Annotated in this window: 4 protein-coding genes and 1 pseudogene; all 5 read left to right on the plus strand. The window is 46.9% G+C overall.

The genetic code is table 11. From position 1 onward, the window contains the following. Positions 1-93: 93 nt before the first annotated feature. A complete protein-coding gene (locus tag Ga0466249_RS18105; protein WP_215830891.1) occupies positions 94-12,480 on the plus strand; it encodes a hemagglutinin repeat-containing protein in 12,387 nt (4,128 codons plus the stop codon). 20 nt (positions 12,481-12,500) lie between these two features. Next, positions 12,501-12,848: a DUF2019 domain-containing protein gene (locus tag Ga0466249_RS18110; RefSeq protein ID WP_215830892.1), complete on the plus strand. Its 348-nt coding sequence runs from the start codon at positions 12,501-12,503 to the stop codon at positions 12,846-12,848. 85 nt (positions 12,849-12,933) lie between these two features. Then, positions 12,934-13,155, plus strand: a complete 222-nt coding sequence (locus tag Ga0466249_RS18115; protein WP_215830893.1) for a hypothetical protein — start codon at positions 12,934-12,936, stop codon at positions 13,153-13,155. 519 nt (positions 13,156-13,674) lie between these two features. Next, entirely contained in the window at positions 13,675-14,919 is a 1,245-nt protein-coding gene (gene ltrA, locus Ga0466249_RS18120; RefSeq protein WP_215830894.1) for a group II intron reverse transcriptase/maturase, read from the plus strand. A 198-nt stretch (positions 14,920-15,117) separates the two neighbouring features. Next, positions 15,118-16,239 (plus strand): annotated as a pseudogene (ltrA, locus tag Ga0466249_RS18125) (group II intron reverse transcriptase/maturase); the annotation flags it as partial. Between the last annotated feature and the right edge of the window lie 56 nt (positions 16,240-16,295).

A 16,295-nucleotide genomic window follows, 5' to 3' on the forward strand; every position in this document is an offset into this window, starting at 1 on the left:
ACTATGTTGACAGCGGGAACTGTCAATTCAACCGGAACTTTAGGTGCCGGGGTTAAGTCAGACGGCAGTCTGGGAACCACTGGCGACTTAACGGTGAACGTGACTGGCGCTACTCGTGCCACAGGCCAAAACATGGCAGCAGGTAATCTTACTGTCAAGGGCGGAGCAGTTGATTTAAGTGGCAGCAAGACCTATGCAGGCAGTAATGCTAACTTAACGTCAGTATCCGGCGACCTGAATACAACCGGAGCAGCCGTGCAAGCTGTTGGAATACTGACGGCGAAAGTTCAAGGCGCTTTGCACAACGATCAGGATGCCAAGGGAACAGCCGGACAGATTCAAGCCGGTAAGCTTACTGTTACGGCTGATGCCATCAGCAACCGGGGCGGCAAACTTGTTCAGACCGGTTCGGACAATACAGTTATCCAGGCAATTCAAGGCATTGATAATACACAAGGCCAAATCGCTACTAACGCAACAGATGTTGCGATTAACGGCAATGCCTTGAATAACAGCCAAGGCCAAATTGAGCAGGCCGGAACAGGTAACTTGAATGTGAAGTTAGCAGGCGATGCGAATAATAACGGCGGTAAAATCGGAACGAACGGGGAACTGAATGTTCAGGGTCAAAACATCGCGAATAGTCAAGGCCAGATTGTCGCACAAAAGGGTGTCAACCTTACGGTGCAGTCCGGGCTTAGTAACCGTAACGGACTGGTGTCCGGCGGAGACAAGGTCACGATAACGGTCCTAGGAACGGTAGATAACAGTCAAGGCAGTATCGAAGCCGGAAAGGGGCTGACGCTTGGCGCCCAGTCTGTCAATAATCAAAACGGACGGATAGTGAACCTCGACGGCAGTGATTTACATGTAAACGCCAGTCAGGATATTCAGAACCAGTCCGGTTTAATGGGCGGTAACGGCAATGTCGTGATTGCCAGTCAAATACTGAGCAATCAGGGCGGCAAAGTGACAAGCCAGGGCAATCTAACGATTACGGCAACTGACGGTATCGACAGCAACCTGAGCAGTAATGAAGTCAAAACTACCGGAGCCATCGCCAGCGGGAAGGATCTAACTATTACCAGCGGCGGACAAGTCGTTCTGACAGGTAGTACTACGGCTAACGGGAATATCGCCATTCAGGCGACAAGCGGCTTAAATAATCAAAGTATGCTGCTGGCAGGCGGAAATACGAACGTTGCCACGTCAGGCGAATTGGATAATAGCGGCGTATTAGCGGCAGGTCAGCAAACGACGCTGACAGCAGGAAATGTGAATTCCACAGGAACGTTGGGTGCCGGGGTCAAGGCTGACGGCAGCTTGGGAACGACTGGCAACTTAATGGTAAACGCGACTGGCGCAACTCGTGCCATCGGCCAGAACATGGCGGCAGGCAATCTTACTGTCAAGGGCGGAACAGTTGATTTAAGTGGCAGCAAGACCTATGCAGGCAGTAATGCTAGCTTAACGTCAGTATCCGGCGACCTGAATACAACCGGAGCAGCCGTGCAAGCTGTTGGAACACTTACAGCGAATGTTCAAGGCGCTTTACACAACGATCAGGACGCCAAGGGAACAGCCGGACAGATTCAAGCCGATAAGCTTATTGTTACGGCTGATTCCATCAGCAACCGTGGCGGCAAACTTGTTCAGACCGGTTCGGACAATACAGTCATCCAGGCAACCCAAGGCATTGATAATACACAAGGCCAAATCGCTACCAACGCAGCAAATGCTGCGATTAACGGCAATGCCTTGAATAACAGCCAAGGCCAAATCGTCCAGGCTGGAACGGGCATGCTGTCTGTGCACATGGCTGGCGATGTCCAAAATAGCGACGGTAAAATCGGAACGAATGGTCAACTGGAACTCAAAGGCCAAAATGTCACCAATATTCAAGGCCAGATTGTAGCACAAAAGGATGTAACCCTTCATATGCAGTCCGGGCTGATTAATCAAACCGGACTGGTGTCAGGCGGAGAGGCGGTTACGGTTAAGGCTTCGGGAACGATAGACAATAGCCAAGGCAGTATTGAAGCCGGAAAAGGGCTGACGCTTGGCGCCCAGTCTGTCCATAACCAAAACGGGCGGATAGTGAATCTTGATGGCAGTGATTTCAATGTAAACGCGAGTCAAGATATTCAAAATCAGTCCGGCCTGCTGGGCGGTAACGGGAATGTCGTGATTGCCAGTCAGACACTGGGTAATCAGGGCGGTAAAGTGACAAGCCCGGGCAATCTAACGATTACGGCAACTGTCGGTATCGATAGCAACTTGAGCAGTAATGAAGTCAAAACTACCGGAGCCATCGCCAGTGGGAAGGATCTAACCATTACCAGCGGCGGACAAGTCGGTCTGACAGGTAGTACAACGGCTAACGGGAATATCACCATTCAGGCGACAAGCGGCTTAAATAATCAAAGCCTGCTGCTGGCAGGCGGAAATACCCGTGTTGCCACGTCAGGCGAATTGGATAATAGCGGCGTATTAGCGGCGGGTCAGCAAACGACGCTGACCGCGGGCAGCGTACATTCCACAGGAACGTTGGGTGCCGGAGTGAAGGCTGACGGCAGCTTGGGAGCGACTGGCGACTTAACGGTGAACACGACGGGCATCGCGAGTGCCAACGGCCAAAACATGGCGGCAGGCAATCTGAGTGTCACCGGCGGAACAGTTGATTTAAGTGGCAGCAAGACCTATTCCGGCAGTAATGCTAACTTAACGTCAGTATCCGGCGATCTGAATACAACCGGAGCAGCCGTGCAAGCTGTTGGAACACTGACGGCGAATGCTCAGGGAACTTTGCATAACGATCAAGATATGAAGGGAACAGCCGGACAGATTCAAGCCGGTAAGTTTACTGTTACGGCTGACTCCATCAGCAACCGGGGCGGCAGCCTTGTTCAGACCGGTTCGGATAATACCGTCATCCAGGCAACCCACGACATCGACAATACACAAGGCCAAATCGCTACCAACGCAGCAAATGTTGAGATTAACGGCAATGCCTTGAATAATAGTCAGGGCCAAATCGCCCAGGCCGGAACAGGCATGCTGTCCGTGCACATGGCTGGCGATGTGAATAATAACAGCGGTAAAATCGGAACGAACGGTCAACTGGAACTCCAGGGACAGAATGTCACAAATAGTCAAGGCCAAATAGCTGCGCAAAAAGGTCTTAACCTTACCGTGCAGTCCGGGCTGAGTAACCAACACGGACTAGTGTCCGGCGGAGACAAGGTCACTATCACGGCCCAGGGAACAGTAGACAATAGTCAAGGCAGTATTGAAGCCGGAAAAGGGCTGACGTTTGGCGCCCAGTCTGTCAATAATCAAAACGGACGCATCGTGAACCTTGACGGTAATGAAATGAAAGTAACCGCTAGCCAAGATATCCAGAACCAGTCCGGTCTGATAGGCGGTAACGGCAATGTAGTCGTTGCCAGCCAGACGCTAAGCAATCAGGGCGGCAAGATTACCAGTCCAGGCAATCTAACTATTACAGCAACAGACGGCATCGACAGTAAGCTTAGCAGCCATGACGTTCAAACTACTGGAGCCATCGCAAGTGGTAAGGATCTTAATATTACCAGCGGTGGACAAGTCGTACTGACAGGCAGTACAACTGCGGGCGGGAATATCGATATTCAGGCGACAAGTGGTTTGAACAATCAAAGCATGTTGTTGGCAGGTGGCCATACGAGTGTTACCACGCAAGGCGAACTGGCGAATAGCGGCGTATTGGCAGCTGGCCAGCAAACAACGCTGACAGCAGGAACTGTAAGTTCCACCGGGACCTTGGGTGCCGGAGTCAAAGCAGACGGCAGTTTGGGAACGACTGGTGACTTAACGATAAACACGACTGACGCAACTTATGCCACAGGCCAAAACATGGCGGCAGGTAATCTGACTATTCAGGGCGGAACCGTTGATCTTAGCGGCAGCAAGACCTATGCAGGTAGTAATGCCAACCTTACGGCGGTATCAGGCGGTATCAGTACAGCCGGAGGAGTCGTACAAGTTGCCGGAACACTCACAGCCAAGGCTCAAGGCACCTTCCATAACGAAGGCGGAGCGGTTACGTCAGGCCAAATCGCCCTGACGATTGATTCCATCAGCAATGTAAGTGGCAAACTGACGCAGCTAGGTACTGAAAAAACTAAAATCTCAGCAGTTCATGATATTGATAATACACAGGGCCAAATCGCTAGTAATGGAACAGATGTAGAGATTAACGGCAGTGCTTTAAATAACAGTCAAGGCCAAATCGTTCAGGCCGGAACAGGTATGCTGTCCGTGCACATGGCTGGCGATGTGAATAATAATAGCGGTAAAATCGGAACGAACGGTCAATTGGAACTCCAGGGGCAAAATGTCACCAATAGTCAAGGCCAAATAGCTGCGCAAAAAGGTCTTAACCTTACGGTTGAGTCCGGGCTGAGTAACCAACACGGACTAGTGTCCGGCGGAGACAAGGTCACTATCACGGCCCAGGGAACAGTAGACAATAGCCAAGGCAGCATCGAAGCCGGAAAAGGGCTGATGTTTGGCGCTCAGTCTGTCAATAATCAAAACGGACGCATCGTGAACCTTGACAGCAGTGAAATGAAAGTAACCGCTAGCCAAGACATTCAGAATCAGTCCGGTCTGATAGGCGGTAACGGCAATGTAGTCGTTGCCAGTCAGACACTGAGCAATCAGGGCGGCAAGATTACCAGTCCAGGCAATCTAACTATTACGGCAACAGAAGGTATCGACAGTAAGCTTAGCAGCCATGACGTTCAAAATACCGGAGCCATCGCAAGTGGTAGGGATCTAACCATTACCAGCGGCGGACAAGTCGTACTGACAGGCAGTACAACGGCTAATGAGAATATCGATATTCAGGCGACAAGCGGCTTAAACAATCAAAGCATGTTGTTGGCGGGCGGCAACACCCATGTTACCACGCAAGGCGAATTGGATAATAGCGGCGTATTGGCGGCTGGCCAGCAAACAACGCTGACAGCAGGAACTGTGAGTTCCACCGGGACCTTGGGTGCTGGAGTCAAAGCAGACGGCAGTTTGGGAACGACTGGTGACTTAACGATAAACACGACTGACGCAACTTATGCCACAGGCCAAAACATGGCCGCAGGTAATCTGACTATTCAGGGTGGAACCGTTGATCTTAGCGGCAGCAAGACCTATGCAGGTAGTAATGCCAACCTTACGGCGGTATCAGGCGATATCAGTACAGCCGGAGGAGTCGTACAAGTTGCCGGGACACTCAACTCGAATGTTCAAGGCGCTTTTCATAATGAAGGCGGAGCGGTTACAGCAGGCCAAGTGGCCTTGACGGCGGACTCCATCAGTAACGTCAATGGCAAAATGACTCAGTTAGGTACTGAAATAACCAAAATTTCAGCAGTTCACAACATCGACAATACACAGGGACAAATCGCGACAAATGCAGCAGATGCTGAGATTAACGGCAAGGATCTGAATAACAGTCAGGGACAAATCGTCCAGGCCGGAACAGGCAACTTGAATGTGAAGTTAGTAGGCGATGTGAACAATAACGGCGGCAAGATTGGTACGAACGGTCAACTGGAACTCAAAGGACAGAATGTCACAAATAATCAGGGCCAGATTGCCGCGCAAAAAGGTGTTAACCTTACAGTGCAGTCCGGGCTGAGTAACCATAACGGACTAGTGTCCAGCGGTGAAACAGTAAATATTACGGCTCAGGGAACAGTAGACAACAGCCAAGGCAGCATCGAAGCTGGCAAAGGACTGATGCTTGGCGCTCAGTCAGTCCAGAATCAGAACGGACGCATCGTGAACCTTGACGGCAGTGATTTACATGTAACCGCCAGCCAGGATATTCAGAACCAGTCCGGTCTGATAGGCGGTAACGGCAATGTCGTGATGACCAGTCAGACACTGGGCAATCAGGGCGGCAAGGTGACGAGTCAGGGCAATACAACCATTACGGCAGCTTCAGGAATCGATAATACAGCAGGTAAAATTTTTGCTCAACAGGATCTGGCTGTTTGGCAAAAAGGTGCGGATCTTAATAATACCCAAGGACTATTGGGTGCAAGCGGAAACGTTACAGTACAAGCCGCTGATGTGAACAATCAGCAAGGCAAGTTAGTTTCTGACCATGACCTTACGCTTGTTGCGAAGAGCTTGACTGGTCTTGGTCAAACATTTGCCGGGCAAGATTTATCCATTACGTTACACGACGATTACACGCAGCAAACAGGGAATGATGTCAAGGCCAATGGTAATTTTAAGTTTATAACGGCGGGTTCCCTTATCAATCAGGGTACATTGGAAGCTGGCGGAAATATGTCAGTGTCTGCCAATAGCATTACCAATCATACGGGAGCCACGATCGCAGGCGGGTCCGGTCTCACTTTAACAACGCCAGGCCAGGTTGTCAATGACGGCCAGATGTCCGGGAGTCAGGTGGATGTTCACGCCAGCCAGCTCATCAATACCAATGCCATTATGGGCGATCATCTGACCGTTACAGCGGGTAGCATCAGCAATACGGGAGCCTCAGCCATCATTGCCGGGACACAGAATATTCAGCTCTATGCCGGAAATGTTCTTGAAAATAAAGACGGTGCTACGATTTATAGTGCGGGCAATCTGGTCTTGGCCGGTAGTGCCAAACAAGACGGCAGCGGGAATTATACAGATCGAATTGGTAATTTCCTGAATCAGTCAGCAACAGTTGAAGCCGATCAAAATATGGGGATTTTTGCAAATCAGATAACAAATAGGAAACGGGAATTTGCTACCCAACAAAAAGTAGTATTGGATGAATGGGCACCAGGTGTATCCTATCATTGTGACAATGTTCCTGGCGAGGGAATACACTCACATCTGCGGCGCGGAGGAATCAGAGTATCGCCGGATGGCGAATATCCGCCTAAATATTTGATAAAACAAACCATAACCGATACCATCATCACGAAAGATTCATCCGAAGGGAAGATTCTTGCCGGCGGCAATATGATTGTGCGAGCGGGTACGGTTGACAACAATATGAGTAAGATAATGGCAGCCGGTACACTGGACATAACTGCCGGCACCATCGATAATACGACACTGGCCTATACCCGTGTGAATAATCGTTTATTAGGAATACAGGCGCAATGGCGGGATCATCCCGACAATCTTTATGATTTTCATGATGTCGTTTATGAACAGCCTATTTCGGGGTATACCGCGATTTTAGGCGGCGGTAAGCAGGTCGTTATCAACGCCGGAAGTGTGAACAATATTAAAGTTGCTCCAAGCGATGCTTTTCAAAGTACACCCGATGGGCTAACTGCTTCCGTCTCTAATGGTGTTGCTTATTTCGAGAAAACTGCACAAGGGTATAATAAAGTAGCTGAAACAGCGGCGTTAGCCAAACAATTTGGCGTGTCAGGCGGATCAAATGTTAACAGTATTGGTTCAGCTCAACAAACCGGACAATTGAATACGAAAGTAGCGGATGGCTTGTCTTCCGGACCAACAGGCGTGTCAGGTGGATTAGCTTCTAACGGCATTAGCTCAACACAGGAAATGGGGCCAACGAATCACAGGGTGACTGACGGCTTGATCTTCGGACACACGGGAGTTGCTTCGAATCAGAATACGGATACGATTACGCAAGTTCCGATGGAAGATACTGCCGTAAAAATAACCGGTGTAGCTGCGGAAAATATGGCAGCTCTTATGCCGACGGCTTCATCGGCGGAATCGAATATACCGCGGCAGACGACAAATGGCAGTGGCCTCACATTGCCGCAGAACAGTTTGTTCAAGCTGCATCAAGAACCAAGCGCACAGTATTTAGTTGAAACAGATTCCCGGTTTACAAACTACAAAAACTTTATATCAAGCGACTATATGTTGCAACAGATATCCTCCGATCCTTCGAAAATTCAAAAACGGCTTGGCGATGGGTTCTATGAACAGCAACTAATTCGTGACCAGGTTGGTCAGCTCACGGGACGCTACTATCTCGATGGATATAGCTCAGACCAAGAAGAATATAAACAATTGATGACGAACGGTGTCGTGTATGCCAAACAATATCATCTGGATGTCGGCGTGGCCCTGACGTCAGAACAAATGGCGACCCTGACGTCAGACATGGTGTGGATGGTTGAGAAAGAAGTCCAGGGCCAGAAAGTCTTGGTGCCTGTCGTCTATCTGGCTCATACCAAAGATACGAACCTGACGCCGAGCGGGTCCATTATCGCGGCAGACAATGTTACCATTCACACCAGCGGTGACTTGAAAAATTCCGGTACGATTCAAGCCAAAGAGGGCTTGCAGGTCGATGCGCTGGATATCAACAACTATGGTGGGAAACTGGACGGTGGCCAAGGGACCCTCCTTACAGCCACCCAGGATATCGCCAATATCAGCGGGTCTATTAGTGGACAACAAATTCAGATTCAGGCCGGGCACGACTTTAAAAACGAGACAGCCAGCTTTAACGTCGAAACAGCCACAGGCACCAAAACCACAGTCGGAAATATTGCCAGTGTGAGCGCCGGACAAAATCTCGTTGTACAGGCAGGACATGATGTGAGCGTTAATGGAGCCAACCTGAAAGCCGGGGGAGATCTTTCCTTACAGGCGGGTCATAACCTTGCTATCGGAGCGGTTGAACAAAATGATCAAAGTGCCATGTCCAGAGGCAAATTTAATTTCAATACAAGTACAACGAAAAACGTGACAAGTACCCTTCAAGCCGCAGGCACTATCAATCTAGTCGCGCAAAATGATGCGACATTGCGCGGTGTACAAGTGGATGCAGGAAAAGACCTCAATCTCATCGCACTAAGTGGCAATACAACCATTGCCGCAGTCAAAGACCATACGCAAACCGAATATCAGACAAACGACAGCAAAGGCCGTGAAAAGATCTACCGACACACAGCCAATGACGATGAAACCGTCATCGGCAGCGGACTTACCGCAGGTAACAACATCAATATCGGCGCCTTTGGCCAGACAAACGGCACGGGAAATATCCTTGTTTCAGGCAGTAACATCATCAGCCAAACAGGAACCATTCAATTACAAGGAACGCATAATGTCACCATTGAAGCCGTCAATGAACATCATGAATCACTTGACGAATCGCGAATTACCAAAAAAGGATTTTTGTCATCCAAGACTACCGAAACACGCGACTACCAACTGAATAATGATGTCAAAGGCAGCACACTCTCCGGTAATGCTATTGCCATCGTATCCGGCCAAGACCTGACAGTCAAAGGCAGTAACATTGTCGGTACGAATGACGTTACCTTAGGAGCCAAAGACAACATCAACATCAGCAGTGCCGAAGAAAGCAGTGCGTCCGAACATTATCATTATGAGAAAAAATCCGGCATCTTTGGCGGCGGAAGCTTCGGCATCACCATCGGCAGCCGCAGCCAAAAAACAGACAACACCGTACTTAACATCAACCAAGTCAGCAGTACTATCGGCTCAACCAATGGCAACGTGACACTCCAAGCAGGCAAGAATGTGGATATCGCCGCATCCAACTTGATTAGCGGCAAAGATCTAAATATCGCCGGACAAAACGTCACCATTGAAACAGCCGATAATGTGACAAAGCAAAAACAAGTCTATGAATTCAAACAAAGCGGTCTGAGCTTCAGTGTAGGAAGCCCGGCGCTAAATGTGATCGGCAGCGCCGTAAACAACATCCAACGCAGCACCGAAGTCAGTGATTCTCGTCTCAAGGCACTCTACGATTACCGGGCAGCCGAAACATTAACCAAAGATGACACACTGAAAAACATCAGCAAAAATGGTGTCAAAGCCATCACAAGCGGCGGCAGTATCAGTGTTAGCCTCGGTACCAGCCAGACGCGCAGCGAAACCAACAGTGAAATCGTCACAGCGCAGTCCAGCCAGCTTACGGCAGGCCAGAACCTGAATATCGCAGCCTTCGGCGGGGACATTACCATCAAGGGTTCCCAGCTGGACGGGAAAAATATCAATCTGACAGCAGCCAAAGACGTAAACCTGGAAGCTGCACAAAACACCACGCATAACCAAACAACCACAAGCGGCAGTTCGTCTGGGATTGGCGTAGACATTAGCGCAAAAGGAGCAGGCGCATTCGTACAAGGGTCCAAAAACAAGGGCAATGAAAATGGTGACACCATTACCCACGTGGATACTAAGATTACAGCGGGTGATACACTCACCATCCATTCCGGTCAGGACGTAAACCTTGCGGGCGCCAAAACCCAAGGCGAAACAATCAAAATCGACGCCGGACGCGATTTGAATCTCAAGAGTCTGCAAGACAGTGATAACTATCATGAAACAAATAGTTCAGTCGGTGGCAAGATGGGAATTGGCACAGGAATCGATCTATCCGCAGGCAAAGGAAAAATCAACTCTAATTACAATAGCGTAACAGAACAAACCGGCATCTATGCAGGAAAAGGCGGCTTCGATATCCAAGTAGGCATGAACACCGACCTGAAGGGTGCGGTCATTGCCAGTGACGCTACGCCGGATAAGAATAAGCTGAGTACGGATACGCTGACACACTCGGATATACAGAATAAGGCGGATTACAGCGCAAGCAGTTCGGGGTATAATCTGGATACAGTTACCAATATTAAAGATGGTGGTAAAGACGTAAATGGCAAACAAGTATTGGTTGCTGAAAAGGGCCTTTCTGGTTCACCAGACATCAGTGTACCTGTTAATGGTAGTGCTAGTAGTACTACGAAATCAGCCATTGCACAAGGTACAATTATAGTTCGTTCAGGTAATACAGATTTAAGTAGCTTAAATCGTAATACTACTGATTCCCTGAACGCTTTAGGTAAGATATTCGATAAGAAAAAGGTTCAAGAACAGCAAGAATTAACGAAAGTATTTGGACAGGAAGCTTATAAAGCCATTGGTGATTTGGCTTTAAATCAATACCAAAAAGCACTTGATGATGCGGATAAAGCACAAAAAGCTGGTAATACAACAGCTTACAAAGAAGCTATGGCAAGAGCCGATTCCTGGCATGATGGCGGAGCTAATAAAATTCTCCTTCATGCAGTAGCTGGCGGTATTATGTCAGACCTTGGTGGAAGTAGTTTCACATCTGGAGCAGCCAGTGCCGGATTAAATGAAGCTGTACAGAATGAATTAGCCAAGATCAAAGACCCGGGAATTCATCAGTTAGTTAGTGCTGCTATTGGAGCTGTTGCTTCGAAGTTAGCAGGTGGTAATGCACAAGCAGGTGCTAGTATAGCAGTAAATGCTACGAAGTATAACTGGCTAGATCATTACCAGCAACAAGCAATGGCTGAGGCATTGAAAGCTGCAGGAGATGATTCGGGAAAGAGATTAGAAATTTATTCATTTTATGCAGCACTAAGTCAGTATAATGAAGATCACTATTTGACAAGGGATGAAGCAATTGAACAGTCTCTTTTAGATCAGTTACATTATGATACAGCAGATACAAAGGGCGGATTAAATCTAACCTTGAATCAAATAACTGGTTATTATCAAGGATATGATTTAGCAGGTTATTATAGGGGAATGTTGGAAGGAAATAAAGATTATCTGCCATCTTTTTTGGACCATTTTGACTATAGTCAGGGTCAACGGCAAGATATGCAAGATAATTACAAGCCAGCCCCTGCACCGGCTCCAGAAACAGTTGATAGTGTGATGAATAATGGCGGCTCATGGAACAGCGATGGACAAGCAGTAAGATCTGATGGAAAAGTATGTGATAATCTACCTAGTAGGGGAGAATATGAGTATAGTAAAACGGGAAGAATCGATGATTATTACCCGGACGGAACTGCTGCCATAAATATCGATGGCAAGAGTTATCCTATTGATTCTGCACCTAAAAAAACGGTTAGCGATGAAACTACAACACAGTCTACGACGGGACAGAATACATCCGAGCCGAAAAGCGAACAAGATTCGATGGCTGTATATTTTGCGAAAGGTTCTTTGAAGGCACAAGGTTTTGATCCAAATGATCCAACTAATGCAAAATTATTGGCAGCTGAAGTAGAAAAACAGATACAAGTAAGTAAAGAAGTCAATGATAGTGTCATGGGTTCTATCGGTGGCGGTGGTTTCAAGACGTTTAAGGAATTAAAAGCTTTCCTTGGTTCTCCTGGAGAAGGAAATCAGTGGCATCACATAGTGGAACAAGCTCAACAGAATGCATGTAGGGCTGGATTCGCGGCAGAAGAGATAAATACTGTAGAAAACATAATTGCTTTGCAATCTGGCAAGGGAAGCGTCCATAGTGAAATCAGCGGATTTTATTCAAGTAAACCCGACTTTACACATGGATTGACAGTAAGAGATTGGCTTGCGAGTCAGAGCTTTGAGGAACAGTTTAAGTTTGGAATGAATTATTTAAGGAAATTTGGAGATGTCGTTAAGGAAAATGGTAGTTGGGTTTTTAAACCGTTTGAATAATTTCGGAGGGTGAATTAATTATGAGAGCATTAGAAAAGATACTTGAAGAGTTTGTAGAGGCGTGCTTGAAGCAGGAAGACTCTATTAAACGGGGGGATTCTAAAACAGGAAATAAACAATATCGAATAATTCAGGGAATTAGACGTGATTTGAAGGAAAATCCTAATTATGGACTTGAAAAATTAATTCCTTTTCTAGAACATTCAAGTGCAAATGTTAGGTTGACTGCAGCATTTACTTTAATTCCAATATTGCCAGAACAAGCGAAAACGGTTTTGAAAGCATTGGCAATAGGCAGAGGAACAATTGCATTTAATGCAGAGATGACCTTGGCCGAATGGGAAAAAGGAAATCTAAAGTTTGATTAAAGTAATTAATGGAAATAGGCTAGTGGACGTAAAGATCCGCTGACCTAAACAAAATCAAACTAAAATCAGAAATGAGGAACATTCAATGCTAAAATTTAAAACTATCTTACTCTCAGCCTTCATGCTCTTCAGTATAGTAGCCATTACTCAGCCAACTACTACCTATGCTGCTGATGCATCACCAGTCGGAGTAGTAAACTATCAACAATTAATTAATCAGCATCCTGATATGGCTCAAGCGAATGAAACCTACAAAGTAGCAGTCAAAGTGTGTCCTGAGGAGACGATTGCGACGAGGGGAGAGTGAAAACTAGCAATCAATTCATGCTTTGTGAGAGATGATGGTAGGTCCATATCGAAATCGGCATTCAGGTGCAGGTTTCAAACCGCCTTTGGGTGCTGCAGCCAAAAGTTGTGGTGCTGAGCGCAAATGGAAAAGGCTAATACATTAGTCAGGTGAGTGCTATGAAGCTGAACGAGAGTGAAGAATTGAAGAAGCGTCGTTACTGCTTAAAATGCAGTCAAAACCAGAGGCTTTTGACACCGCTGGGATTAATCTGACGGAAACCTGATTACTGGTCAGATGGCTGTCGGCGTTGAGGTTACAGGAGCATAGCACAGGCTCTTATAAGGAACAGGAGAAATCTGGACTAACTGATGTAAAACGAAAAGTCCAAGCGATACAATGACAAGGATGAAAGTAGTGATGCAGGGTGCAGATGCGGAAGAATTCATAGTAGTGAGGAATCTGCTGTAATGGCGGAGGAGCGAAGGGATTCTGTTATCTATACTTCGGAAATTAAACAACCAGAAGTGGGAGGATTTGATGAAAGAAGGAAAGTCGTTTGAGATTTCAAAGTATCAAGTGTTAGAAGCGTACAAACGTGTAAAAGCGAATCATGGCGCTGGAGGCATTGATGAAATGGACTTTACAGAATTTGAGAAAGATTTTAAAAACAATTTATATAAGCTGTGGAATAGGATGTCATCAGGCAGTTATTTTCCTTTGCCAGTAAGAGGAGTAGAAATACCTAAGAGAAATGGAAAGAAAAGACTTCTTGGTATCCCCACTATAACGGACAGAGTGGCTCAAATGGTAGTACGAATGAATTTTGAACCGTTGGTGGAACCGAAATTTTGCTCGAATTCATATGGGTATAGGCCGGGACGTTCAGCCATAGATGCAGTAGGAATCACTCGAAAGCGATGCTGGAAAATGGCATGGGTCATTGAATTTGATATCAAGGGAATGTTTGATAATATTGACCATGAACTGATGATGAAGGCCATACAAGCGCATACAGATTGTAAATGGATACTCCTATATATTGAGAGATTATTGAAAGCCCCTATTATGATGGCGGATGGTAGTAGTGAAGAAAGAAATTCTGGTATTCCTCAAGGTGGCGTCATAAGTCCGGTACTGGCAAATCTCTTTATGCATTATACATTTGACTTATGGATGGAGAGGCAATATACGCAAAATCACGGGGTCAGATATGCAGATGATGGAGTGATACATTGCCGGACAAAAGAGACAGCAGAAAGACTTTTGGAAGCCCTAAAGAAACGAATGGTGACGTGTAAACTGGAAATACATCCAGATAAAACCCGCATCGTATATTGCAGAAGCGATCGCTATCCAGGACGACATGAACATGAATCATTTGACTTCTTAGGATATACTTTTCGTAGACGGCTTGTGAAAAGCGAGAATGGGAAATTTTTCAACAGCTTTACACCCGCAGTTAGCAAAAGTGCGGGACAAAATCTTAAAAACAAGATTCGGGACATCCGGCAAAGTAATAAAATACTGTCTCTGGAAAAACTGGCGGGAATCATGAATCCAATACTTAGAGGATGGTCAAATTACTTCTCAAAATTCTGTGCAAGTGAAGCAAGAAAAGTCCTTAACTATGTAAATCACACATTAATCAGATGTATCAGGTTCAAGTATAAGACCATAAAAAGAAGCAAAGCGAAAGCGTATCGATATTTAATACGAATAGCTAAAGCACAACCGAACCTGTTTTATCACTGGAAAATGGGGATACGTCCAACGGTTGGATAACAAGAGCCGAATGAAGGGAGACTTTCACGTTCGGTTGTGTGTCCAGATAAGGCTGGCGTGTTCAGCAGGAGTTAATCTTGCCGGGGTAAAAGTCAGAACCCCTGTAGCTTGGATAGCAGGGTGGCGGGAAACCAAGACTCTGAAGCCTATCGACAACCGTTTCTAATGGAAACGTGCGAGTGATATGGCGTAACATTTGAGGCTATTGAAGCGCAAGGCGTAGAGGTTTTTCTTGAGGAAATACAGGACGAACTTATCGAGCGAACCTATCGGCCACTACGAGCGAGACGGCAGGAAATACCAAAAGACGGAGGAAAAGTACGCGTCCTGTCAATACCTGCAATCCGAGACCGAGTGGTCCAAGGAGCACTCAAACTTATAATGGAACCGATCTTCGAGGCGGATTTCCAACCGGGGTCGTATGGTTATCGACCGAAACGTACTGCGCATGAAGCGGTACATCGGGTAGCAACAGCGATTGTCCAGAGGAAAACTCGGGTTATAGATTTGGATTTAAGTGCCTATTTTGATACTGTGCGGCATCATTTGCTTCTCGACAAAATAGCGCGCCGAATCAATGACCGAGATGTCATGCATCTAATGAAATTGGTGTTGACGGCAGCGGGTAAGCAAGGAGTACCACAGGGCGGGGTGATTTCACCGTTGCTCAGTAACATCTATCTCACAGAAGTAGATCGGATGCTAGAAAGAGCTAAAGAAGTCACACGCAATGGGCGATACACCTACGTTGAATATGCAAGATTTGCTGACGATCTGGTGGTGCTGATCGATGAGTATCCACGCCATAACTGGTTGCTGAAAGCAGTAAGTAAGCGACTACGGGAAGAGTTTGCCAAACTACAAGTCCAAGTAAATGAAGAAAAGAGTCGCACTGTAGATTTGAGATGCAAGGAAAGCTTTGGCTTTCTGGGATTTGACTTTCGTCAGATTCGGAGCATCAAGAACAAGGTATGGCGAGCGCACTATATGCCAAAGCTGAAAAAGCGAACGGCGCTGTTACAGAAATTAAAGGATGTGTTTCGGCGATACCAGTCGCAACCAGTAAGTCGGGTGGTACAGTTGATAAATCCGATACTGCGGGGCTGGGTGAATTATTTTGCTGTGGGACACTCCAGTGAGTGCTTCAGCTTCATCAAGGACTGGGTAGAAAAGAAGATACGTCGCCATATGGGGAGGGCTCGGAATCGGCGGGGCTTCGGTTGGAAGAGGTGGAGTAGACAATGGCTTTACGATGAACTCAAGCTATTTAATGGCTATCGAGTTCATCGCATGTTAGAGACGAAAGCGTCACCAACATGATAGGTCTCATAAACCTTAACGAGAAACAAACCGGAGAGCGTAGTGCGGGAAATCCG

Origin of the sequence: Pelorhabdus rhamnosifermentans (assembly GCF_018835585.1) — a bacterium.
Classification (GTDB): Bacteria; Bacillota; Negativicutes; order UMGS1260; family UMGS1260; genus Pelorhabdus; species Pelorhabdus rhamnosifermentans.